24 protein-coding genes and 1 riboswitch are annotated in these 21,933 nt (G+C 63.6%); of the genes, 11 read left to right on the plus strand and 13 right to left on the minus strand.

Annotated elements, in window-relative coordinates; all coding sequences use genetic code 11:
* The 7 genes from trmB to miaB all read right to left on the minus strand — a co-directional run bounded on the left by trmB (window position 1) and on the right by miaB (window position 7,353).
* Window positions 1–711, minus strand: coding sequence for a tRNA (guanosine(46)-N7)-methyltransferase TrmB (trmB, locus tag AAD018_RS17650; RefSeq protein ID WP_367316457.1), 711 nt, complete (start codon window positions 709–711; stop codon window positions 1–3).
* A 3-nt stretch (window positions 712–714) separates the two neighbouring features.
* A complete protein-coding gene (metK, locus tag AAD018_RS17655) occupies window positions 715–1,881 on the minus strand; it encodes a methionine adenosyltransferase (RefSeq protein WP_367316458.1) in 1,167 nt (388 codons plus the stop codon).
* Between the two features lie 6 nt (window positions 1,882–1,887).
* Window positions 1,888–1,936, minus strand: a riboswitch (SAM-SAH riboswitch).
* 10 nt (window positions 1,937–1,946) lie between these two features.
* Window positions 1,947–3,509 (minus strand): apolipoprotein N-acyltransferase, encoded by a 1,563-nt coding sequence (gene lnt / locus AAD018_RS17660; protein ID WP_367316459.1) that lies wholly within the window; start codon window positions 3,507–3,509, stop codon window positions 1,947–1,949.
* Window positions 3,502–4,383, minus strand: a complete 882-nt coding sequence (locus AAD018_RS17665) for a hemolysin family protein (protein WP_367316460.1) — start codon at window positions 4,381–4,383, stop codon at window positions 3,502–3,504. The genes lnt and AAD018_RS17665 overlap by 8 nt, the downstream gene beginning before the upstream one ends.
* Before the next feature lie 36 nt (window positions 4,384–4,419).
* On the minus strand, window positions 4,420–4,926 hold the full coding sequence (ybeY, locus tag AAD018_RS17670; RefSeq protein WP_367316461.1) for an rRNA maturation RNase YbeY: 507 nt from the start codon (window positions 4,924–4,926) through the stop codon (window positions 4,420–4,422).
* Window positions 4,923–5,927 carry a PhoH family protein gene (locus tag AAD018_RS17675; RefSeq protein ID WP_367316462.1) on the minus strand — a complete coding sequence of 335 codons (1,005 nt, stop codon included), beginning with the start codon at window positions 5,925–5,927 and terminating at the stop codon, window positions 4,923–4,925. The genes ybeY and AAD018_RS17675 overlap by 4 nt, the downstream gene beginning before the upstream one ends.
* Window positions 5,928–6,036: 109 nt before the next feature.
* Window positions 6,037–7,353, minus strand: a complete 1,317-nt coding sequence (gene miaB, locus AAD018_RS17680) for a tRNA (N6-isopentenyl adenosine(37)-C2)-methylthiotransferase MiaB (protein ID WP_367316463.1) — start codon at window positions 7,351–7,353, stop codon at window positions 6,037–6,039.
* A 105-nt stretch (window positions 7,354–7,458) separates the two neighbouring features.
* Between miaB and AAD018_RS17685 the strand changes: the two genes are divergently transcribed.
* Window positions 7,459–8,322, plus strand: coding sequence for a glycosyltransferase family 2 protein (locus tag AAD018_RS17685; RefSeq protein ID WP_367316464.1), 864 nt, complete (start codon window positions 7,459–7,461; stop codon window positions 8,320–8,322).
* Between the two features lie 130 nt (window positions 8,323–8,452).
* Here AAD018_RS17685 and AAD018_RS17690 read toward each other — a convergent pair whose 3' ends face one another.
* From AAD018_RS17690 to AAD018_RS17700, 3 genes are read right to left on the minus strand one after another with little or no spacing between them, the layout of a single operon-like run.
* Entirely contained in the window at window positions 8,453–9,508 is a 1,056-nt protein-coding gene (locus AAD018_RS17690) for a DUF2332 domain-containing protein (protein WP_367316465.1), read from the minus strand.
* On the minus strand, window positions 9,505–10,182 hold the full coding sequence (gene pth / locus AAD018_RS17695) for an aminoacyl-tRNA hydrolase (protein WP_367316466.1): 678 nt from the start codon (window positions 10,180–10,182) through the stop codon (window positions 9,505–9,507). The genes AAD018_RS17690 and pth overlap by 4 nt, the downstream gene beginning before the upstream one ends.
* A gap of 33 nt (window positions 10,183–10,215) precedes the next feature.
* A complete protein-coding gene (locus tag AAD018_RS17700) occupies window positions 10,216–10,518 on the minus strand; it encodes an NIPSNAP family protein (protein ID WP_367316467.1) in 303 nt (100 codons plus the stop codon).
* 69 nt (window positions 10,519–10,587) lie between these two features.
* On the opposite strand from AAD018_RS17700, the gene AAD018_RS17705 reads away from it, so the two are divergent.
* Window positions 10,588–11,271, plus strand: a complete 684-nt coding sequence (locus AAD018_RS17705; protein ID WP_367316468.1) for an ArsR/SmtB family transcription factor — start codon at window positions 10,588–10,590, stop codon at window positions 11,269–11,271.
* Window positions 11,272–11,325: 54 nt separating this feature from the next.
* Here the strand turns inward: AAD018_RS17705 and AAD018_RS17710 are convergent, their stop codons facing one another.
* The gene (locus AAD018_RS17710) at window positions 11,326–11,982 is read right to left on the minus strand and encodes a 50S ribosomal protein L25/general stress protein Ctc (RefSeq protein WP_367316469.1); all 657 of its coding nucleotides are present in this window, start codon (window positions 11,980–11,982) and stop codon (window positions 11,326–11,328) included.
* A gap of 154 nt (window positions 11,983–12,136) precedes the next feature.
* Between AAD018_RS17710 and AAD018_RS17715 the strand changes: the two genes are divergently transcribed.
* Window positions 12,137–13,288, plus strand: coding sequence for an MFS transporter (locus AAD018_RS17715; protein WP_367316470.1), 1,152 nt, complete (start codon window positions 12,137–12,139; stop codon window positions 13,286–13,288).
* 263 nt (window positions 13,289–13,551) lie between these two features.
* On the opposite strand, the gene AAD018_RS17720 is transcribed toward AAD018_RS17715, so the two are convergent.
* On the minus strand, window positions 13,552–14,715 hold the full coding sequence (locus tag AAD018_RS17720; protein WP_367316471.1) for an alpha-hydroxy acid oxidase: 1,164 nt from the start codon (window positions 14,713–14,715) through the stop codon (window positions 13,552–13,554).
* Window positions 14,716–14,840: 125 nt separating this feature from the next.
* Here AAD018_RS17720 and AAD018_RS17725 point away from each other — a divergent pair, with 125 nt between their 5' ends.
* The 7 genes from AAD018_RS17725 to AAD018_RS17755 all read left to right on the plus strand — a co-directional run bounded on the left by AAD018_RS17725 (window position 14,841) and on the right by AAD018_RS17755 (window position 20,642).
* Complete coding sequence (locus AAD018_RS17725; RefSeq protein WP_367316472.1) at window positions 14,841–15,950, plus strand: Acg family FMN-binding oxidoreductase; 1,110 nt, start codon at window positions 14,841–14,843, stop codon at window positions 15,948–15,950.
* Window positions 15,951–16,403, plus strand: coding sequence for a MarR family winged helix-turn-helix transcriptional regulator (locus AAD018_RS17730; protein ID WP_367316473.1), 453 nt, complete (start codon window positions 15,951–15,953; stop codon window positions 16,401–16,403).
* A 331-nt stretch (window positions 16,404–16,734) separates the two neighbouring features.
* Complete coding sequence (locus AAD018_RS17735; protein WP_367316474.1) at window positions 16,735–16,920, plus strand: hypothetical protein; 186 nt, start codon at window positions 16,735–16,737, stop codon at window positions 16,918–16,920.
* Window positions 16,921–17,477: 557 nt separating this feature from the next.
* Complete coding sequence (locus tag AAD018_RS17740; protein WP_367316475.1) at window positions 17,478–18,284, plus strand: hypothetical protein; 807 nt, start codon at window positions 17,478–17,480, stop codon at window positions 18,282–18,284.
* A gap of 83 nt (window positions 18,285–18,367) precedes the next feature.
* Window positions 18,368–19,072, plus strand: a complete 705-nt coding sequence (locus tag AAD018_RS17745) for a hypothetical protein (RefSeq protein WP_367316476.1) — start codon at window positions 18,368–18,370, stop codon at window positions 19,070–19,072.
* A 14-nt stretch (window positions 19,073–19,086) separates the two neighbouring features.
* The gene (locus tag AAD018_RS17750; RefSeq protein ID WP_367316477.1) at window positions 19,087–20,028 is read left to right on the plus strand and encodes an NAD-dependent epimerase/dehydratase family protein; all 942 of its coding nucleotides are present in this window, start codon (window positions 19,087–19,089) and stop codon (window positions 20,026–20,028) included.
* On the plus strand, window positions 20,028–20,642 hold the full coding sequence (locus tag AAD018_RS17755) for a Crp/Fnr family transcriptional regulator (protein WP_367316478.1): 615 nt from the start codon (window positions 20,028–20,030) through the stop codon (window positions 20,640–20,642). Before AAD018_RS17750 ends, AAD018_RS17755 begins: the two co-directional genes overlap by 1 nt.
* A 156-nt stretch (window positions 20,643–20,798) precedes the next feature.
* Here AAD018_RS17755 and trpA read toward each other — a convergent pair whose 3' ends face one another.
* Complete coding sequence (gene trpA / locus AAD018_RS17760) at window positions 20,799–21,590, minus strand: tryptophan synthase subunit alpha (RefSeq protein WP_367316479.1); 792 nt, start codon at window positions 21,588–21,590, stop codon at window positions 20,799–20,801.
* 84 nt (window positions 21,591–21,674) lie between these two features.
* Between trpA and AAD018_RS17765 the strand changes: the two genes are divergently transcribed.
* Entirely contained in the window at window positions 21,675–21,875 is a 201-nt protein-coding gene (locus AAD018_RS17765) for a hypothetical protein (protein WP_367316480.1), read from the plus strand.
* Window positions 21,876–21,933 lie beyond the last annotated feature (58 nt).

The following is a 21,933-nucleotide window of genomic DNA, read 5'->3' on the forward strand; positions in this document are numbered from 1 at the left end:
TCAGCGACGCAAAAAGGTCAGGTAGTGCGGTGTGCGTCCTTCGCGGAGCGCTTTTTGCTCGTAGCGCGTCGGGCTCCAGTCGCTCCAGGGCTTCCTCCAGTCGGAGGCCTGCCTCGCGGTCCAGTCGAAACCTGCCTTGGGGATCTCTTCCATGGCTTGTCGCACATAGTCGGCGATATCGGTGGCCACGCGGAACTCCGCGCCGGGCTTGAGGATCCGGGCGAGGGGATCGAGATGCTCGGGCGTCACGAAGCGGCGACGGTGGTGGCGCGCCTTGGGCCATGGATCGGGATAGAGAAGGAACGCCTTGTCGATGGAGGCGGGTGGCAGCACGTCCATCAGATCGCGCGCATCGCCGGGATGCAGCCTGATATTGGCGGCGCTCGAGCGGCGGATCTTGCCCAGACACATCGCAACGCCGTTGAGATAGGGTTCGCACCCGATCAGCGTCACGTCCGGGTTCATCTCGGCCTGGCGTACCAGATGCTCGCCTGCGCCAAAGCCGATCTCGAGCCAGATCGGGCGATCCCCGAAAATCTCGGCTACCGGCAAAGGCGTGCGATCGGGATTGCTTTGCCAATCGACGCCGTCAAGAGCCAGTGCGTCCAGATCCTCGCGAATATACCGTTCTTGCGAGGGTTTCAGAGCCTTGCCTTTGAGGCGACCGTAGAAGTTGCGCCAATGCGCTCCGGACGGATGGGCCTTCGACATCGATCAGAGCTCTTTCGACAACGCCTCGGCCAGATCCGTGCGTTCCCAGCTGAAGCCACCGTCATTTTGCGGCGCCCGCCCGAAGTGGCCATAGGCCGCCGTGCGTTCATAGATCGGACGGTTCAAATGCAGATGATCGCGAATGCCGCGCGGGGTCAGATCCATGGCGCGGGAGATGGCTTCCTCGATCTTGGCGGGGGGGATTTCGGATGTGCCGAAGGTGTCGGCATAGATGGACAGAGGCTTGGCCACACCAATCGCATAGCTCAGCTGGATCGTGCAGCGCTCGGCGAGACCTGCGGCCACGACGTTCTTCGCCAAATAGCGCGCGGCGTAGGCTGCCGAGCGGTCGACCTTGGTTGGATCCTTGCCGGAGAAGGCGCCGCCGCCATGGGGAGCGGCGCCGCCATAGGTATCCACGATGATCTTGCGGCCCGTCAGACCGGCATCGCCGTCCGGGCCGCCGATCACGAAGGTGCCTGTCGGATTGACCCACCATTCGGTGTTTTCGGTCAACCATCCGTCGGGGAGCACGTCGCGGATGTAAGGCTCCACGATGGCGCGGATATCGTCGCTGGTCTGATCTTCGCTTTCGTGCTGCGTGGAGAGGACCAGCTGCGTCACTTCGACCGGCTTGCCATCCTCGTAGCGGACCGACAGCTGCGTCTTGGCATCCGGCCGCAGGGACGGGGCGTCGCCGGATTTGCGCGCCTCGGCCAGACGGCGCAGGATTGCGTGCGAGTATTGAATCGGAGCAGGCATAAGCTCTTCGGTTTCGGTCGTGGCATAGCCGAACATAATCCCTTGATCGCCCGCACCTTCGCGGTCGACGCCTTGCGCGATATGGGCGGACTGTTCGTGGAGCAGGTTCAGGACGTTGCAGGTTGCGTGGTGAAACTTCTCTTGCTCATAGCCGATATCCTTGATGCAGGCGCGGGTGATGGCATCGACGCGGCCCATCTGGCGCGCCAGATTGCCCTGATCGGCCAAACCGACCTCTCCGCCGATTACGACCTGATTGGTGGTCGCGAAGGTCTCGCAGGCGACGCGGGCATTGGGTTCTTCGCCTAAAAGCGCGTCAAGGATCGCATCGGAGATCCTGTCGCAGACTTTGTCGGGATGACCTTCCGAGACGGATTCGGAGGTAAAGATGTAATTCTGGCGTATCATCGGGAGCGCTCCATTCACGTCAGCCAACCCCGTCAGGAAGCCGTTGGGGCGGGTGTCGGATGGGCCTACGCCGCCCCTCCGGCGGGGTCAACGGCTTTTCGCCGGGCTTGCGTCAGGAGAAGCAGGGCGAGGCCAACAAGCAGGACCGCAAGGGCAGGGACATCGCCGGTTCTGGCGTAAAGGGTCGGGGGAAGCTCTGGCGGCAATGCGGCGGTGGCTGCTCCGCCAGTACCCAGCCCGATGGAGGCGGTGATGCGGCCCTTGCCGTCGATCATTGCGGAGACGCCAGTTTGGGCCACACGCACCATCGGAACGCCCTGTTCAATGGCGCGGGCGCGGCCTTGAGCGAGATGCTGGTAGGGGCCGGAGAAGTTGCCGAACCAGGCGTCGTTGGTGATCAGAACCGTCAAGCGCGGACGTGGCCCCTTGGCGACTTCTGCGGGGAAGACGCTTTCATAGCAGATCAGCGGCTGAACCAGACCGATGCCGGGCACATCGAAAAGATCCCGCCTCTCCCCTTTCCGGAACCCGGCGCCGACATTGGAGGCCAGCCCCCTCAGTCCCAGGCGGCGCATGAGGTTGTCGTAGGGGAGATACTCGCCATAGGGGACGAGGTGGTTCTTGTCGTAGATATGGGTGATGTCGGCGCCCGCTTCGATCGAGATGAGGCTGTTGTGGTAATAGCCGTCCGCGAACCGCTGGATCCCGGCAATGACGGTGCCGCCTCGGACGGCGGCCGACATCGTCTCGAGAAGAGGGCCAGCATCGCTGAGCAGATAGGGCACGGCGGTTTCGGACCAGATGGTCAGATCGACCGGGTTGCCTTCCGCGGTCAGGGCGATCTGCAGATCGACAAAGCCTTCGAGTTTCCCCGGCTGCCATTTCTCGTCCTGCGGCGCGCCTGATTGGATCATGCGGATCTGAGCGGCGCCGGGATCGGCTGCGGGGACCGCCCCAGGAGAGAGTGTGACGGCGAGAGCCGCTCCGGCGACGAGGAGGAGTGCTGGCACCGCAGCGCCCCGGCCGGTCGCGATCCAGCCTGCGATGGCGGCGGTTGCGCCGAGTGTCACGACGTTCAGCCCGTGAGGTCCGATCCATGCAAGAAGCTGGGAGAGCGGCGTCTCGATCCAGATATAGGCCAGCATGCCCCATGGAAATCCGGTGAAGAGGATGCCGCGAAGGTACTCCGCGACCGAGATCAGAAGCACGAGCGCGATAAGGCGCGGCCATCTGCCGGAGACCAGACCATAGGCGAGGCCACCGGCGATGCCCCAGTAGAGGGCCATTACTCCGGACAGGAGACTGATGGCAAAGGGCGCCATCCAGCCATGGGTCGCGGCATCGACGAGGAACGGCTCGACCAGCCAATTCCAGCCGACAAGGAAGTAGCCGAAAGCAAGCGCCCAGGCCGACCAGGCCATCCGGGCCCAGCTGCCTTGCCCTGTCACCACATGAAGCGCGGCGGTGAGCGCAAGAAGCGTCAGGACAGGCAAATCGAACGGCGCGTGCCCAAGCGCGGCCAGGCCGCCAAGTCCCACAAGCGCCGGAAGCCTCAGGCGCGGGCCTTTCAGGGACAGATGGACCAGCGGATCGTTGAGGCGGCGGCGAAAGAAGCCTGCCTCACTCATCCTTGGGTGCTTCCTTAAGGCGAACCCTCAGACGCTTGATCCGGCGGGGGTCGGCATCGACCACCTCGAATTCCGGTCCGGCGGGATGGGGGATGACCTCTCCGCGTGCCGGGACGTGACCCGAGAGCATGAAGACCAAACCGCCCAGCGTGTCGACTTCTTCCTCGTCGATCTCCTCTGTCGCGGTCAGGTCGAGACCGATCTCGTCGCGGAATTCGTCCAGCGGTGTCTTGGCCTTGGCCATGTAGCAGCCTGGTCCTTCGAGGCTCCAGTTCTGGCCTTCGGCGATGTCGTGCTCGTCCTCGATCTCTCCGATGACCTGTTCGATCAGGTCCTCGATCGTGACGAGACCGTCGGTGCCGCCGTATTCGTCGATGACCAGTGCCATATGAATGCGGTCGGCCTGCATCTTTGTCAGAAGGACGCCGATCTGCATGGAAGGCGGAACGAAAAGAAGGGGCCGGACAAGCGCGTTCAGATCAAAGTTCTTCACCTTGCCGTTGAAGCCGTGCTTGAGCGCGAAATCCTTGAGATGCGCGAAACCGACCGGCTTATCGAGCGTGCCCTCGAAGACCGGGATGCGGGTCAAGCCGCTGTCCCGGAAAACTTCGAGAATTTCCTCCATCGTCGCTGTCACGGGGACCGCGACGATATCCGACTTGGGAACCGCTACATCCTCCACCCGCATCCGGCGCAGGTTCAGCATGCCGGGCACCGTTGTCGGGGTCGCCGCGGGAATGTCCTGGTTGGGTGCCGGGGTCGCGGAAGGGCTGAAGATGTCCTTCACCCGTCCGAGAAATCCACGATTGGTCTGCTCCTGATCGTCCTGCGCGCTCTGCGCCGCTCCAGAAGACCCGTCCGCCGTATCGTTCATTGATCCTTTTCCGCCTAACATCGCGTGTCACTTCGTTCAGGTTCTATCATATGGATTTTTAAGCCCGAGATTGCCAAGGATTTCCGCTTCGAGATCTTCCATAAGGCAAGCATCCGCCTCGCGAATGTGGTCAAATCCCAACAAATGCAGCGTTCCGTGCACGATCAGATGCGTCGTATGGTCCGTCAGGGATATTCCGAAATCGACGCTTTCGCTCAGGCAGGTCTCGTAGGCGAGGGCGATATCTCCCAGCTCGACCAGTCCGCCGGGATCGGGGGCGGGGGGCTGCGGCATCTCTCCGGCGGCCATCGCGGCGCGGTCTTCGCTTGGCCATGACAGGACGTTGGTTGGCTGGGACTTCTGCCTGAAATCCGCATTCAGCACTGCGATCCGAGCATCGTCGCAGACCAAGCAGGCAATCTCGCAGATCGAGGGTTCAAGGCCCAGACGCTCCAAAGTAGCGGAGGCGGCCTGGTCGGCCAGCTTCTCGATATCGATACTCTCCCAGCGGGGATCTTCGATGACGACGTCGACGGGTTTCACGAGGTGGCGTCGGCGTCGTAGGCCTTGATGATCGCAGCGACGAGGGGGTGGCGGACCACGTCATCGGCCGTGAAATAGTTGAAGCTGATCCGGGGGATATGCTTGAGCAGGCGCTCGGCATCCTTGAGGCCCGACTGGACGCCGCGGGGCAGATCGATCTGGCTCCGGTCGCCTGTTATGACCATCCGGCTGCCTTCGCCGAGGCGGGTCAGGAACATCTTCATCTGCATGGATGTCGCGTTCTGCGCCTCGTCCAGCACGACAAAAGCATTGGCTAGGGTCCGCCCGCGCATAAAGGCCAAGGGTGCGATTTCAATGCGCTTTTCCTCGATTAGCTTGGCGGTCTGCTTGCCCGGCAAGAAGTCGTTCAACGCGTCGTAGAGCGGCTGCATATAGGGGTCGACCTTGTCCTTCATGTCGCCGGGCAGAAAGCCCAAGCGCTCTCCGGCTTCGACGGCGGGGCGGGACAGAATGATGCGATCGACATGGCCCATGATGAACATGTTCACCGCCACGGCGACGGCCAGATAGGTCTTGCCGGTGCCTGCGGGGCCGATGCCAAAGGCAAGCTCGTTATCGAAGAGAGCCTGAACGTAGGCCTTTTGCGCCTCTGTGCGGGGTTCGATCAGCTTTTTGCGGGTTTTGATCTCGACGCGGCCCGAGGGAATGAGCTCCATCTGGTCGCCGTCGCGCGAGCCGGTCTCGTCTTCTGACGGGCCCATGCGGACCTCCCGGTCGATGTCGCCCGGTTCGACCGCACGGCCTTGCTCTAGCCGCTCGTAAAGCGATTCGAGCGTCTGGGCGGCGCTGTCGACCTGCCCCTCGGAGCCAAGGATACGAAGCCGGTTGCCGTGGCGCAGGATCTGCACGGACAGGCGGTTCTCGATATCCGTCAGGTTGCGATCATATTCGCCGCACAGGTCAATCAGGAGGCGGTTATCGGGAAATTCGAGGTCTGTCTCGGTGACATCGGCGACATCGGTGGGCGGGTCGAGGGCCAAATACGTCTCCTTCGTGGTCCGCACTCAACGCGGCTGGATCCAGAGTGGCAAGGGCGCGATAGAGGTGCAAGCCTTGGCGCGCGGTATTTCGGGATTGTCACAAAACAGGTCAAATATCCTGCAAAAGCTCTCCCTTCAGAGAGTTCGATGCGCTTTGCACGATCTTGACCCGCCGGATATCGCCGATGGCCACATCAGGCGCTGCGGCATGAACGGCGTGAAGATAGTCCGACTTGCCGACCATCTGTCCGTCAAGACGCCCCGGTTTCTCGAAAAGAACCGAGACGGTGCGCCCGATCATCTCGTCCTGCGCGGCCCGCTGCTGCTCCGAAAGCAGCGCTTGAAGGCGTTGCAAGCGGTCCGAGGCCAGATCGTCGTCAATCTGCGGTTTCTCGGCGGCCGGTGTGCCGGGACGCGTGGAATATTTGAAGGAATAGGCTTGGCCGTATTGAACATCTCTGACCAGTGCGAGCGTTGCGTTGAAATCGGCTTCGGTTTCGCCCGGAAAGCCGACGATAAAATCGCCTGAAAGCAGGATATCGGGGCGGGCAGTCCGAATGCGGTCGATCAGCTTGCGGTAGCCATCGGCGGTATGTTTGCGGTTCATCGCCTTAAGGATGCGGTCGCTGCCGGATTGGACGGGCAGATGCAGGTAGGGCATCAGCTTGTCGCAGGTTCCATGCGCCTCGATCAAGGCGTCGTCCATGTCGTTGGGATGGGACGTGGTGAAGCGGATGCGGGCGAGCCCGTCGATCTCGGCCAGATCCCAGATGAGGCCGGCCAGGCCGCCTTTGTGACCGTGATAGGCGTTCACGTTCTGGCCAAGAAGGGTGATCTCTCGCACGCCGCGATCCACGAGATCGCGCGCTTCTTCAAGGACTTGCGCGGCAGATCGCGAGACTTCGGCGCCTCTGGTATAGGGAACGACACAGAAGGCGCAGAACTTGTCGCAGCCTTCCTGAACCGTGAGAAAGGCCGCCGGTGCGCGCCGGGCGCGGGGGCGGCGGGCAAGGTGGTCGAACTTGTCCTCGGGCGGAAATTCGGTGTCGACCACGCGTTCGCCGGTTGCCAGTTTTGCCGCCATATCGGGCAGGCGGTGATAGCTTTGCGGGCCGACGACCAGATCGACGAGCGGCTGGCGGCGGCGGATTTCCTCGCCTTCGGCCTGGGCCACGCAGCCCGCGACGCCGATCTTCAGATCCGGATTGGCGGCCTTGAAGGGCTTGAGGCGCCCCAACTCGCTGTAGATCTTCTCGGCAGCTTTTTCCCTGATATGGCAGGTGTTTAGCAGGATCATATCCGCCTCGTCGGGACGGTCCGTCGTCTCATACCCCGCACCGCCCAGAGCCTCGGCCATGCGCTCGCTGTCGTAGACATTCATCTGACAGCCATAGGTCTTGACGAAAAGCTTCTTGGTGGCGGACATCGGCGGAGCCTTGGTGAGGAGACTTGCGGGAAAACGAGCGTCTGTCTAATCGTGCCGGACGCCCGGCGCAATGCGGAGCGTCAAGTCAGGCTGCGGGATGTCACGATGAACTACGAAAACCTCTCCAGTCTGGTCAAATCCGGGCAAAAGGCGCTGGCTAAGGGGCCGATCGCCCTGATCCTGGCGGAGGATGCGGTCGAGCTAAAATCGACACTGGAGCATCACCTAAAGCTTGGATTTTGTTCGGTTATCCTGTTCGGCGGCGCGGATGTCGAACTGCCCGAAGAGCTGGCCGAGCAGGTTCATTTCGTGCGGCATGACATGCGCGAAAGCGGAGCGGCTGCCCATGTGGTCAACCGGGTTGCGGCGGCCTGTCCGGGGCTTTGGATCTACTACTGCTACAACACGGAATATCTGTTCTATCCGTTCTGCGAGAGCCGCACGATCGGGGAGCTTCTGGCGTTCAATACCGAGGAGCGGCGCGACACGGTTCTGACCTATGTCGTTGATATATATGCGCGAAATCTGAACGATCATCCGGAGGCCGTATCGCTTGAGACGGCATGTCTGGACCGGTCGGGCTATTATGCACTGGGCCGCAAGCGCAAGGATGGCGAGTTCGAGGAGCGGCAGCTGGATTTCTATGGCGGGCTGCGCTGGCGCTTTGAGGAGCATATCCCGAAGGCGCGGCGGAGGATTGATCGGGTGTCGATTTTCAAGGCTATTCCAGGGATCGAGCTGCGCCCGGATTATACGTTCAACCTGCCGGAATATAACACTTATTCCTGTCCGTGGCATCACAACGTGACGGCGGCTGTCTGCTCGTTCCGGGCGGCGAAGGCGCTGCGTCGCAATCCGGGGAGCCGGTCGGATATCGACACGTTTCACTGGCACAATTCGGTGCATTTCGACTGGACGTCGCAGCAATTGCTGGATCTGGGCCTGATCGAGCCGGGGCAGTGGTTCTGAGGCGATGGAGCCGGATTTCCCGCGCCGCCTTTGATTCGGTTAATGGGGCGGAAGCGGCGAGATCGGGGTTTCGGTATCCGGTCGGTATTACGTCGGTATTTGGTCGGTGGATTTTCGGACCGACTCCGAGTTAACGGACCGCCCGCCCGCCGTTGCGCGGCGCTTCGGGCAGCGCGGCCGGTTGCCAGTCGATCCAGCGTCCGTGGAAGTCGAACCGGCCGAGGGTATAGGCGCGGTTGCCAGGCCAGCAGCGGATCGTGATCCCGGCGCCGCGACCTTCGTCATTTTCGACAGAGAGCCAGGAGAGCGGCGTGTCTGAGGTGGCCGAGGCGCCGGCCTCTTCGATCAGGGCCGTTGCTTTGCCTTGCGCGTCATCGGGGAAATACTGCCAGGCGATGGTGTGGTAGATCAGGTGATGGTGGCCGGGGCGGTGCGTCAGGCGGGAGGCGATCCAGTCCTGCGCCTTGGCGCGGTCGACGGGGGCGTCATGGGCGGCGATGGCCGCATCGGTGAGAGCGCGGCGCTCGGGCTGGTCGGGCCAGAGATAGGCGCGCAAGCGGGTGCGGTGATCCGGGTCTGAGGGATCGATGGGGGAGAGATCGCAACCGCGGCGCTCCGCGACGGAGACGGGATGCGGGGCAGGGACCTCGCCTTGCCAGTCGGGAGTGAGCGTAAGGGCCGGATCGCTCGCTCCGAGGGGGCCGTTCGGAGTGGCCAGTGCGAAGCGGTCGAACATCAGATTGAGACCGGCGGAGGCGCCAAGCTCGCTGAGGATCAGGGGATGGTCCGGTTTCAGCCAAGTGGTCGCCGCGATGAGCGCGGCGGAGCGGCGAACCTCGTTGGTCTGGGGCGGACTGTCCAGGAAGCGGAGGATGGCGTCGGTGTGCCGGTCGATCGCGATCTGGGCGGCGTGCCAGAGGGTGTCGTCGGAGACGTCATTCGGCGGGTAAGCGGCGGTAAGATCCGGATCGCCCTCGATCTGCAGCGCATGGAGGGCTCCGGCGAAGCGGAGGGGGACGGAATCCTTGTTGGCCTCCGGGCGTCCGGGCCAGTTGAGGATCTTGTCGGCCACCGGATGGCCCGGGGCGAGGCGATCGGCGGCGAGCGTCATGAGGCGGCCCATGAAGGGTGAGCCGAGACCGGTACAGCTGACGGCCTGCCTGCGGAACGCCTCGCGGACGTTCATCGGAACCGGTCGGCGAGGCGCTGGAGCGGGGAGCGGGTCTCTTCGGGTTCAGGCTCGGGCAGAGGGGGCGGTGCTTTGGCGGCCTCTTTCGTCTTGGACGAACGGGGCGGGGCCGTGCGCAGGGCGACGGCATTCATGAAGCGGGCAGGGTCCCCATCCGCCAGAAGGGGCGCACCGTCGCCGACGCCGCGCAGCAGATCATCGAGCCAGAGCTCGTCGGCCTTGGCGAAATCATGGAGCACATAGCCTGGGACGCGGTCCTTGTGGCCCGGATGACCGACGCCGATGCGGATACGGGCATAGTCGGGGCCGATATGGTCGTGGATCGAGCGCAGGCCGTTATGGCCCGCATGACCGCCGCCGATCTTGTGCTTGAGCTTGCCGGGGGCCAGGTCGATCTCGTCATGAAAGACGGTCACATCGGCGGGGGTGAGCTTGTAAAAGCGCATCGCCTCACCGACCGACTGGCCCGAGCGGTTCATGAAGGTTTCGGGCTTGAGCAGGATCACCTTTTCGCCGCCCAGACGCCCTTCGGTCAGGCTGGCGTTGAACTTGCCACGCCAGGCGGCAAAGCCGTGATCGGAGGCGATCCGGTCGAGTGCCATGAAGCCCACATTGTGGCGGTGGCCCGCATATTTCGCGCCGGGATTTCCGAGACCTGCAAAGAGTTTCATGGCGCGGTGATATCGCGCTGCGGTGCAGCACGTCTAGGGGATGCGTTTGAGGAAGGTGCGGTCCTCGCGCAGCAGGAAGCGCTCGGACTGGGCGAAGGCGTAGTTTTCCTGCCCCAGCGGATCAGCTGCGAGTTTCTTGCGGTAGGCTTCGTAGGCGGCGAGGCTGGGGATGTCGTAGATGCCATAGGCCAGCGTCGAGGAACCTTCATGGGGGGCATAATACCCGATGAGGTTGGCGCCCGAGCGCGGGATCGCGGTGTTCCAGTTTTCGGCGTAGCGAATGAAGTCGGCCTTTTTCGTCGGGTCGATCTGGTAGCGGATGATGCAGGTGAGCATGGCGGAGGCTCCTTTCTGCGTTCGGTATAGGGGGTTGCCGGGCGCGGATGTTTCGGTGATGGTCGAAGCATGAAGGACGGACCGGATATTGCGCGCGTGGCCGCCTTGATCGGGGATCCGGCGCGGGCGAACATGCTGACGGCGCTGATGACGGGTCAGGCGCTGACCGCGACCGAGCTTGCGGCGGAGGCTGGCGTGACGCCGCAGACGGCGAGCAGTCATCTGGCACAGCTGGAGGCGGGTGGGCTGGTGCGGCCAAGGCGGCAGGGGCGGCACAAATATGTCAGCCTAGCCGGCGAGGAGGTCGCGGCCGTTCTAGAGGGCCTGATGGGTCTGGCGGCCGGGACCGGGCAGCTGAGAACGCGCGTCGGGCCGCGAGATGCGGCGCTGAGGAAGGCGCGGGTCTGCTATAACCATCTGGCCGGGGAGATGGGGGTCTGGCTTTATGATGCACTGCTGGAGCAGGGATATCTGCTGGCGGGGGCGGAGCGGCCCGAGCTGACGGAGGCCGGCGCGGCATTTGCCGGGCGGTTCGGGGTGGATCTGGAGGCGCTGCGGGGCCATCGGTCGCCGCTCTGTCTGGACTGTCTGGATTGGAGCGTGCGCCGGACGCATCTGGCGGGATCGCTCGGCCGGGCGCTGCTGGCGCGGATCCTCGAGCAGGGCTGGGCGCGGCGCGAGGCGGGCAGCCGGGCGGTGCTCTTTTCGGCCTCTGGAGAGGCGGCGTTGCGCGAGGCGGTGCTGCGGGAATGAACGGGGATGAAAAAGCCCCGGACCTTGCGGGCCGGGGCTTTCAGCGTGGGAGGATTACTCGCCGTCGGGCGGGCCCATTTCGGTGGTGGGCACTTCATCCGCGTCGGGCTGGTCCTCGTCATCGTCGTTCTGGGAGGCCAGGCCGGAGGGCGGCTGGATGTTTCCGATGACGAAATCGCGGTCGATGATCGCGCGCGAGCCTTCGGGCAACGTGATCGAGGAGATCGTGATCGTATCGCCGACCTCGAGCTCGGAGACGTCTGCCACCAGCTTTTCGGGGATATCGCCTGCGGTCACCATCAGCTCCACCTCGGGGCGGACGACCGTCAGAACGCCGCCCTTCTTGATGCCGGGGCTCGTGTCTTCGCCGATGAACTCGACCGGGATGAAAAGGTTCACGCGCGAATTGCGCTTGAGCCGCATCAGGTCGAGATGGGTCGGCAGGTCCTTGACGACATCGCGCTGCACGTTGCGGCAGATCACGCGGACATCGTCGTGGCCCTCAACCTTGAGGTTGAAGAGCGTCGCCAGGAAGCGGCCTGCCTTCAGCTTTTTGAGCAGTTCGTTATAGGGAACGCTGATTGCAACGGGGTCTTCCCCGCCGCCATAAACGATACCGGGAACGCGACCGTCACGACGGGCTTGGCGGGCGGCCCCCTTGCCTGTCCCCGCGCGTTCCTCGGCGATGAGATCCGGGATCTCTCCAGCCATGGTGTTTCTCCTGATAGGGGGCCATCCTCCAAGGGTGTATGGCCCGGTTGAAGGCGCTCTCTTAAGCGGGGTGGCGCTGTTTGAAAAGCCCTTTTCGGCGCGCGTTCGGGCAGGCGCGCTTGCATGACGGGGCGTTTCGGGATCTGAGAGATCCATGGCGTTTCTGCGGCTCTTCCTGCTCTCGCGGCAACCGGCCACCGGGTTCATGGCGATGGGCCTGATGTGGGGCGGCTTTGCCGCGCTAGTGCCGGTTTTTCGGGAGCGGATCGAGGTCAGCGACGGGACGTTTGGGGCGATGCTTGCGGCGTCGGCGGGCGGGCTGCTCGTGGCGATGCTGCTGGCCCCACGCTTTGACGCCGGATCGCGGGGGCGGTCGATGCAGATCGCGGCGATCGGGCTTGCGGGGGCGTTTCTGCTGATCGGGTGGGCGACGACGCCGCTGGCCTTCGTTCTGGCGCTGGTCGCAGCGGCCTTTGCAGCGGGCACGTTCGATGTGGTGATGAATGCACGGGTGAGCGAGCTGGAGAGCCGTCACCGGCGGTCGCTGATGAACTTTGCCCATGCGATGTTCTCGCTGGCCTATGGGGCCGGAGCGTTTGCGACCGGGTTGGCGCGGGAAGCCGGGTGGGGGCCTCTCGAGGTGTTCCTTGCGCTTGGGGCCGTGGTGGTGCTGCTGGCGCTGAGCCTGCGGATGACGCCGGAGGCGCCGCTTGACGGAGCGCCCGCCAAGGTCGCCCTGCCTTGGGCGGTGATCGTGCCGGGGGGGCTTTTCGTGCTGATCGCGTTTCAGGCGGAGGCGTCGGTGGAGGCGTGGTCGGCCTTGCATATCGAGCGGTCCCTGGGCGGGCGCGCGGTCGAAGGAGCCTTTGGGCCGACGATGCTGGGGCTGACGATGGCAGCGGGACGTTTCGCAGGGCAGGCGCTGGCCGAGCGGATCGGGGAGCGGCGGCTGTTGACCTGGGCGATCGTGGTGTCGGCAAGCGGAACGCTGGTGGCGGCGGGCGCGCCGTCCGAGCCGGTAGCCTATCTGGGCTTCGGGATCGTAGGGCTTGGCATCTCGGTGCTCGCGCCGACGGCGCTTGCCATGGTGGGGACACGGGTCGGGCCGGGGCCGCGGGCCTTCGCGATCAGCCGGGTGGCGGCGATCGGGTTTTCGGCCTTCTTCATCGGACCGGCGGTGATGGGCGGGGTGTCGGAGCTGTTCGGGCTGCGGGTGGCGTTTGCCTTCGTGGGAGTGCTTTTGCTGATGGCCTTCGTGCCGCTGGCGGTGTTGGTGCGGCAGCCGAAGCGGTTGGTGGCGACGTGACGCGCCGCCTTTGCCCGGAACACGCGGCATCGCCGCGCCGGGCGAGCGCCTGACCGGCCCGGCGGTCTGGCGCTTTGGAAATGGAGTACTGCCCATGTCGATCTGGGGATGTGCTTGGCTGCGATAAAGCGCGTCGTTCCAGCGTTGCTGCGCCAGCCCCCGGTCAGGCGCTCGCCCGGCGCTTGGATGTCGACAGAAGGGTGCCGCCGCGATTACTTGCGCAACCGCTTACCGGCACCTGTCACATGCGAGGCATGTGACCTCTAAACCCATTTGCCTTCGAAATCTTCGGGGACCAGCAGGACGTCGCGGTCGAGGCTTTTTACGTCCTTGCGGCCGCAGAGGGCCATGGTGGTGTCGAGCTCGCGGCGGATGATCTCGAGCGCGGTGGAGACGCCCTTCTGGCCCATGGCGCCCAGGCCGTAGGTGAAGGCGCGGCCGATATACGTGCCCTTGGCGCCCAGGGCGAGCGCCTTGAGCACGTCCTGGCCCGAGCGGATGCCGCTGTCGAGGTGGATCTCGACCTGATCGCCGACCGCCTCGACGATGGAGGGCAGGATGCGGATCGAGGAGAGCGCGCCGTCGAGCTGGCGGCCGCCGTGGTTGGAGACGACAATGGCATCGGCGCCGATCTTGGCGGCCATCTTTGCATCCTCGGCGTCGAGGATACCCTTGAGGATGAGCTTGCCGCCCCATTGCTCCTTGAGGCGGGCGACCTTGGACCAGTCGAGCTGCGGGTCGAACTGCTCGGCCGTCCAGGAGGAGAGCGAGGAGGCGTCGGTGACGCCTTTCGCGTGGCCCACGATATTGCCGAAGAAGCGGCGCTTGGTTCCCAGCATCTCGAGCCCCCAGGCCCATTTGGTCGCCAGATCGGCGATCGTCTTGGGCGTCAGCTTGGGCGGGGCGGTCAGGCCGTTCTTGAGGTCCTTGTGCCGCTGGCCGAGGATCTGCAGATCGAGCGTCAGCACCATGGCCGAGCAGCCCGCATCCTTGGCGCGCTGGATCAGGGAGGCAACATACTCCTCGTCGCGCATCACGTAGAGCTGGAACCAGAAGGGTTTGCTCGTGTGGCTGGCGACATCCTCGATCGAGCAGATGGACATGGTCGAGAGGGTAAAGGGGACGCCGAACTTCTCGGCGGCGCGGGCGGCTTTAATCTCTCCGTCTGCGCATTGCATTCCGGTCAGGCCCACGGGCGCAAGGGCGACGGGCATCGTCACATCCTCGCCGATCATCGTGCTTTCGGTCGTGCGCCCTTCCATATCGACGGCGACGCGCTGGCGCAGGCGGATGCGGTCGAAATCGGAGGTATTCTCGCGGAAGGTCTGTTCGGTCCAGCTGCCCGACTCGGCGTAGTCGTAGAACATCTTGGGGACGCGGCGGCGATAGATCGGCTTGAAGTCCTCGATCGTGGTGATGACAGGCATGGCCGCGGATCCCCCTGAAAACAGATGCAAATCTCATACGGGGCGGCGGGTCCCGTCACAAGGGTTGCATATGGTTCGAAATCGTACTAAATAGTGCGACATTGGATTATATTGGAGATCGACAGATGACCCTCTCGCGCAGAAAGACGCTGGCCCTGATTGGCGGCGGTACGATTTTCGCGGCAAGCGCTGCGGCTGGAACCTTTGTGGTGACCCGCACGCCCACCCGGGCGCTTGAGCCCTGGGATCAGGCGGGCGACTATGGCGATCCGCGGATGCGGGCGCTGTCCTATGCGCTGCTGGCGCCCAACCCGCATAACCGGCAGCCTTGGCTGGCTCAGTTGGACGGAGAAGACAGCGTGACGATCTGGCGGGACGAGACGCGGGATCTGCCGGTGACCGATCCCTATGGGCGACAGCTGACCATCGGGATGGGCTGTTTCTTGTCGCTGATGAAGATGGCGGCCGCCGAAGAGGGGTTCGGCGTCGAGGAGGTGCTTTATCCCGAAGGCGAGGGTGGTCCCGTCGCGGTCTGCCGGTTCGTGCCGGGCGGGGCGGAGCCTGATCCGCTATTTGCCCACGTGATGCAGCGGCGGTCCCATAAGGAGGGGTTCCTGCCGCAAGCTGTCGGGGCCGAGGCGGATGTCTTGCGTTCTTATGCAAACGTGGTGACCGATCCGGGCGCTGTCGCCGAGACGGCGCGGATTGCGGAGGCGGCTTGGCGGACGGAGGCGTCGACGCAGGAGGCCTGGGAGGAAAGCGTCGATTTGCTGCGCATCGGCAAGAGCGAGATCAATGCGACACCGGACGGGATCGATATCGGCGGGCCAATGATGGACAGTCTGGCACTGGTCGGACTGTTCACACGTGAGGCGGCGTCGGATCTTGAGAATCCGGGCACGAAAGGGGCGATCGAGGACACTGCCGCCGCGATCGCCGCGGCACCGGCCTATGTCGTACAGACGACCAAGGGCAATACGCGGCTGGAGCAGATCGAGGCGGGCGACCGCTGGCTGCGGTTGAACCTGGCGGCGACCGGGGCGGGGCTGGCCTTGCGGCCTGTCAGCCAAGCGCTTCAGGAATATCCGGAGATGACGGCGCATTTCGACGCGATCCACGAGATGTATGCGCCGGACGGCGAGACGGTTCAAATGATCGGATTGCTGGGCTATGGAGAGCGCACGCCGCGCACGCCGCGCTGGCCGCTCGAGACGCGTATGGTCACCGGATGGTAAATGGATCGCTCTGACGCCCCTTTGTATTTTGCGTTCTTCAACGAGATCGGGATCATCGGGCAGCTTAGCCGTGCCATGCTGGAGGCGGAGCTGCCCAAAGGGCTTTTGGCGCCGCATTTTTCGATCCTGAACCATGCGGTCCGGGTGAAGGACGGCCAGACGCCGCTGACGCTGGCCAATGCGTTTCAAGTTCCCAAGACGACGATGACCCACAGTCTGGGCGTGCTGGAACGGCACGGTCTGATCGAGCTGAAGCCGCATCCCAAGGACGGACGGTCCAAGCAGGTCTGGATCACGGAAGCCGGACGTTCCCTGCGTGACCGCGTGGTCGAGGCGACGGGACCGGCCCTCGCCGCCTTTGCCCAGCAGTTCGATCCCGAGACGATGCGGGAGATCGTCCCGAAGCTGGCCGAAATGCGCGCTTTCCTCGACGCCGCACGCGACGAGGATTAAGCGGGCCGCTGGGTTGGCGGGGATATTCTCTGCAGAGATCGGCCTCTGCGCAGGCGAATATGGGGGCGATCCAGTTCGATGGATTGGAGTGCAGGCAATGCTTGGTTCGATCCAGCATTGCCGCAGCGCGTTTTTTGACAGCCTGATCGGACGGTTGGTTTGCTTTGCTGCAAAGGGCGTCGGTTTTGATTGGCCACGTCAGTCAAAGATGAACGCCTGTGAGGCACCGTCCTGCGAGCGCGGCGCGCTGGTCCCGGTTGCAGTCTGGCCTTAAGCTCCGTTCAGCTTATAAAGGAGCCTAATTCGTCCTTGATCGCAGGAGCGTCGTGCGATGCATATTGATCTTCTGCATTCCATCATCTCGGCGGTTCTGATCCTCGGGACATTATGGGCGCTGCGTCATTTCGGCGTTGTTTCGGAGCATCGCAGGGCCGCCTTTGACTGGCGGATATTTCTGGCGGTCGTCGTTGTGATGTTCATCTTCAACCTTATCTGGCCATTGGCAGTAGCCGGGTAGTCGCCTCTACTCCTGCTCAGATCGAAAGAGCTGGCATGGCTTTGGTCGCTTTGGCGATGCCGCCGATCGTTGATGAAGGACGTCTGAGCCGCCCGTGAAGTTGGGCGCCTCATAGGCGCCTCGCCCGGTGGCATCGTCTCTGAGCGGAAGAACTGGATTTATCTGTAGTATGCGCCGTCTTCGATCCTCCGCGGATTTGCTGGAGGCTGATCAATGTTGAGCTCTGCGGTCATGTCCGACCCCTGTCGAGATGCATTCAGGCTTACGTCTGGTTCAGCCTTTTGAACCTTGGCGATGGGACCGGGATGACGGCGCGGGATTGATCCCGAACCGTCTTTGCCGATCCGGGCCTTCCATCCTGGACATGCCGAAGGGGTCTTGCCGGTTTCTATGGCCGTCAAAGGTCGTTTGGCCGCTTTGCCGTCGGGAGCAGACGTTCCTATGCCTGGTGCGATGTCTTTCTTACCTGAAGTCAATGAGCGGCATCGTCCGCTTCAATAGCTCTGGCGCATTAGAACCGGCCTGCGGGGTCGGTTCATTATCGCCGGAAAACGCTCATGATGACCCTCTTTTACCCATCGGACCCGCCATTGCTTCGCGGAGCAATCTGGCTTTGCCTGATTGCCGTTCCGATTAGTCTGTTGCTGCTTGGGTTTGATCGCCGGATCCTCGACGATGAGACGCTATGGCTTAAACCGCTTAAGTTTCATCTATCGCTTGCGGTTCACGGGATCACCGTCCTTTTGGCGGTGCGGTTCCTGCCTGAGGCGTGGCAAACCCATATCGCAACGAAGATTGGGCTTTTCGTCTTCGGCGCCGTGATCGTCTACGAAGCGGTCTTCCTGTCGCTTCAGGCCGGTCGTGGGGTTCGGTCGCATTTCAACGACACGACCGCCTTTGACGCTATCGGCGGGACGATCATGGCGGCGGGTGCGGGCGTGCTGGTTATAGTGCCGCTTTTGCTTGGCGTCGCACTCGCCATCACAGTCCTCAGGAGCGGCGTTTCCGGCATCGCGGAAAACCCGCTGCCGTTCGCGCTGGCGCTTGGTTTCATACTGGCAGGATGGCTCGGCGCCCAGACGGGAAGCGCGATCGGAGCCAATGGCGGCCCGTTCGTCGGTGTCGACCCGGCCGCCGGTCCGTTCATGCCGCTGACCGGCTGGTCCCTGAGCGGAGGAGATTATCGTATCTCCCACTTCATCGGGGTGCACGCCATGCAGGCGCTGCCGCTGGCGGCCCTGATTCTGCTGGCCATCCTGCCGTCATCTGTCGTTGCCGCGCTTACGATCCCGTTGGCGAGCGGATGGGCAGGTCTCACCCTCTTTACCCTTGCGCGGGCATCCGAGGGGCTGCCGCCCCTCTGATCTTACCCCGGATCAATGACGGGCCTCTTCGCCGGTCCTATCCCACCTTCATGCCTTACCTGATCATCAAGAAGGAAAACCAAATGACCCATGTTCTATCGACGCCAACTCAAACGAGGCGCAAAGGTGTTCCGGGCGCAGCCGGGCTGCTGCTTCTTCAATTCGTGACCATGTGGACCGCGTTCTTCATCCTCGCCCCCGCGATCAACTGGCCCGCATCGCTCGATGAGCCGCCGTCCGTGATCCTGCCTTTGATCCTGGACCAGTCCACTGCGGTCTTCGCGGGCTATCTGAGCTATTTGATCCATGCCCTTGCGCTGATCCCGCTTGCGATCCTTCTGCGGGACGCCTTGGAGCTTGACGGTGCCATGGGGCTCGCGGTGGTCGCGTTGGGTGTTCTGGCGGGCTTTGCCAAGGCGTTCGGGATCGTCCGCTGGCTGTTCCTGATGCCCGGACTGGCCGCCGCCTATACCGATCCATCCGCCAGCCCCGCCACGAAGGATGCCATCGAAGTCGTCTACGGCGCTTTCAACGCCTATGCGGGCGGCGTGGGCGAGCTGCTTGGTGTCGGGCTTTTTGCCGGTATCTGGACCATCGTGATCTCGGTCGCGATGCTGCGCCGGGGATCGAGATGGCTGGGCTATGCCGGGTTTGGCGCGGCGGCGCTGCTGTTGTCGACCCTGCTGTCGGTGGTCGGGATTGAATCGCCGATCATGCTGACGCTGTCCGGCATCCTTTGGCAGTTCTGGACCTTGGCCTTGGCGATCTCGCTTTGGCGCCGGGCATGATGGGGGAGGGGATGATGACCGATCATAGACAATCCATCATTCTTGGCGCGGGCCCGGTGGGCCGCGCGATCGCTGAAGCACTGGCCGCGAGAGGTGAGGCCGTCGCCGTTGTCACAAGGGACGGGCGCGATATCGGCCCCGGGATCACGCCGCGCCGGGCGGATCTGTCCGACCCCGAGGAGACAGTGGCAGCCTGCCGAGGGGCGGATGCGATATACCAGTGCGCGGCCCCGCCCTATCACCAATGGACCTCCGCCTTCCCGGCTCTTCAGGAGGCGGCGATTGCTGCAGCGGCCGCGACCGGGGCCGTGCTTGTGGCTGTCGAAAACCTTTACGGATATGGCTCTACCGGGACCTTGACGGAAGGCATGCCGCTGACCGCCGAGACCCGGAAGGGAGCCTTGCGCGCCCGGCTGTCGCAAGAGCTTTTGGACGCCCATGCCGCAGGCCGCGCCAAATGCGTGGCTGGACGCGCCACCGATTTCTTCGGCCCCGGCGTGAGACAGGCAGCCCTTGGCGATCGCTTCTGGCCAGCGCTTTTGTCTGGAAAGACCATCGATTGGGTAGGCGATCCTGATGCGCCTCACAGCTTTGCTTATCTGCCCGATCTGGCCGCCGCCTATGCCGAGCTAGGCCGAACGCCCGAGACGTGGGGGCAGGCCTGGCATCTGCCCGCTCTTGCGCCCATCAGCCTGCGCGAGATCTGCGAACGGGCGGATCCGTGGCGGACATCCGGCCCGAAGATCCGGCAAACGCCGTCATGGCTTTTGCGGGCGGTTGGCCTTGTGCGGCCTGCCGCAGGTGAATTGGTTGAGATGCGCTACATGTTTGACGATGCGTTCATCATCGACCACGCTCGCTTCGATGCAGCCGTGGGCACACAGACAAGCGGATGGGACACGGCGTTGAGCCAGACGGTGGAGTGGTGGCGGAAGACGGATCAAAAAGCAGCGTGATGGACAGGGAGGCCGCGCTCGCGGCCTTTTCCCGCCGGTTGGAAACAGCGGTCGCGCCACTTGTTCCGGGCGACGCGGCGATGGCGCATCTCCATAGCGGAGCGCGCCATCGGATCTTGAAAAAGGGCGATCACATCCTGCGCGCCGGGACCGTGGCGGAGGAGGTGTTCTTCGTACATCAGGGCCTTTTGTGCTACTATTTCAACGACCCGAACGAAGGGGACAAGGAACGCACCGGTCAGTTCTTCGACGAGGGGTTCGTGGTCACCGATGCAGAGAGCTTTCTGACCCGTGTTCCCGCAGAGCAGAACTTCGAAGCTTTGGAGACAAGTTCGATCGTCGTGCTGCCCCGCGCCGTGCTTCAGTCAGGCTATGACGAGGATCACGCGATCGAACGGTTCGGCCGCCTGATGCTGCAGGAGGCGCTGATCGGATCACAGCGCCGCGCCAGTCGCCTGCTGACGCTGCAACCCGAAGAACGCTACCGCCGCTTCATCGAAACGCGCCCTGAAGTCGCCCGCCGGGTCCCGCAATATCTTATCGCGAGTTACCTTGGCCTGACGCCTGAAAGCCTGTCCCGTATTCGGAGGCGTATCGCGGGAAAGGACCTGTGACCGGGGTGGCTTTTGTGTCGTCCCCTCTTCTGTCCGCGAGAGTGACTGCCCGGATCAAGCAGAAGGCCTGATGCACCGGCGCACCGCTACAGGCGTGCACGACTGTGAAGCTGCGTCAGATCATTCGGCCAAGACGTCTCGCGAAGCTGTCAGCGGCTAGGCGCGGTGGGCGCCGTCTGAGAGGGACGAGACGAAGTCGAGGACTTCGGGGACCGGTTTGCCCTCGGCGATCTTTGCCACGATGGCGGAGCCGACGACCACGCCGTCCGCGACGCTGGCGATGGCTTCGGCGTTCTGGGGGGTCTTGACCCCGAAGCCCACGACGACGGGGAGGCCGGAGGCGGTCTGGATGCGCTCTACATCGGGGGCGACGGCCTGCGGGTCGGCTTCGGCTGCGCCGGTGATGCCGGTGATGGAGACGTAGTAGACGAAGCCGGAGGTGTTCTGCATGACGGTCGGCAGACGCGCGTCGTCGGTGGTGGGCGTCGTCAGGCGAATGAAGTCGAGCCCGGCGGCCAGCGCGGGCAGGCAAAGCTCGCTGTCCTCCTCGGGCGGCAGATCGACGACAATGAGCCCGTCAACGCCTGCTTCGGAGGCGTCCTTGAGAAAGGTCTCCACCCCGCGATTATAGATCGGGTTGTAATAGCCCATGAGCACGATGGGCGTATCCGGATCGTCCGCGCGGAAGCGGCGCACCATGTCGAGCGTTCTGGCCAGCGTCTGGCCGCCCGCCAGAGCACGCTGTCCGGCCAGCTGGATCGTGCCGCCATCGGCCATCGGGTCGGTGAAGGGCACACCCAGTTCGATGATGTCGACGCCCGCTTCGGGCAGGCCTCGCATGACTTCGAGCGAGGTTTCCAGATCGGGATCGCCCGCCATGATATAGGCGACGAACGCTTTGCGGTTCTCGGACCGTAGCCGGTCGAACGCGGTGGAGATGCGGCCCATGATGCCTCCCTTTTCGTCTGGTTCTGTTCTGTTGCGGCAGGACGGGGGGATGTTCAACGGGCAAAACGCTCCTATCTTCAGGTTATGCTCTATCTTGTCGCTCTTTTGCTGCCGCCCCTGTCGATCCTTCTGGTCGGCCGGATCTTTCTGTCGATCCTGGTTTTCGTCATCTGGATCCCGGCGATCATCTTTTCGGGCGGGCTGACCCATCCGATGTTCATCCTGCTGGCCTGGATCATCATCTTCCAGACCCGCGAAGATCGGCGGGAACGGCGGGGGGATTAGAGGCGCAGGGTTTCAGCTTGCCGATCCATTGCCAGTCCGCGGGGTGGCGATGTCACGC

It is taken from the genome of Aestuariibius insulae (assembly GCF_040783535.2).
Classification (GTDB): Bacteria; Pseudomonadota; Alphaproteobacteria; order Rhodobacterales; family Rhodobacteraceae; genus Aestuariibius; species Aestuariibius insulae.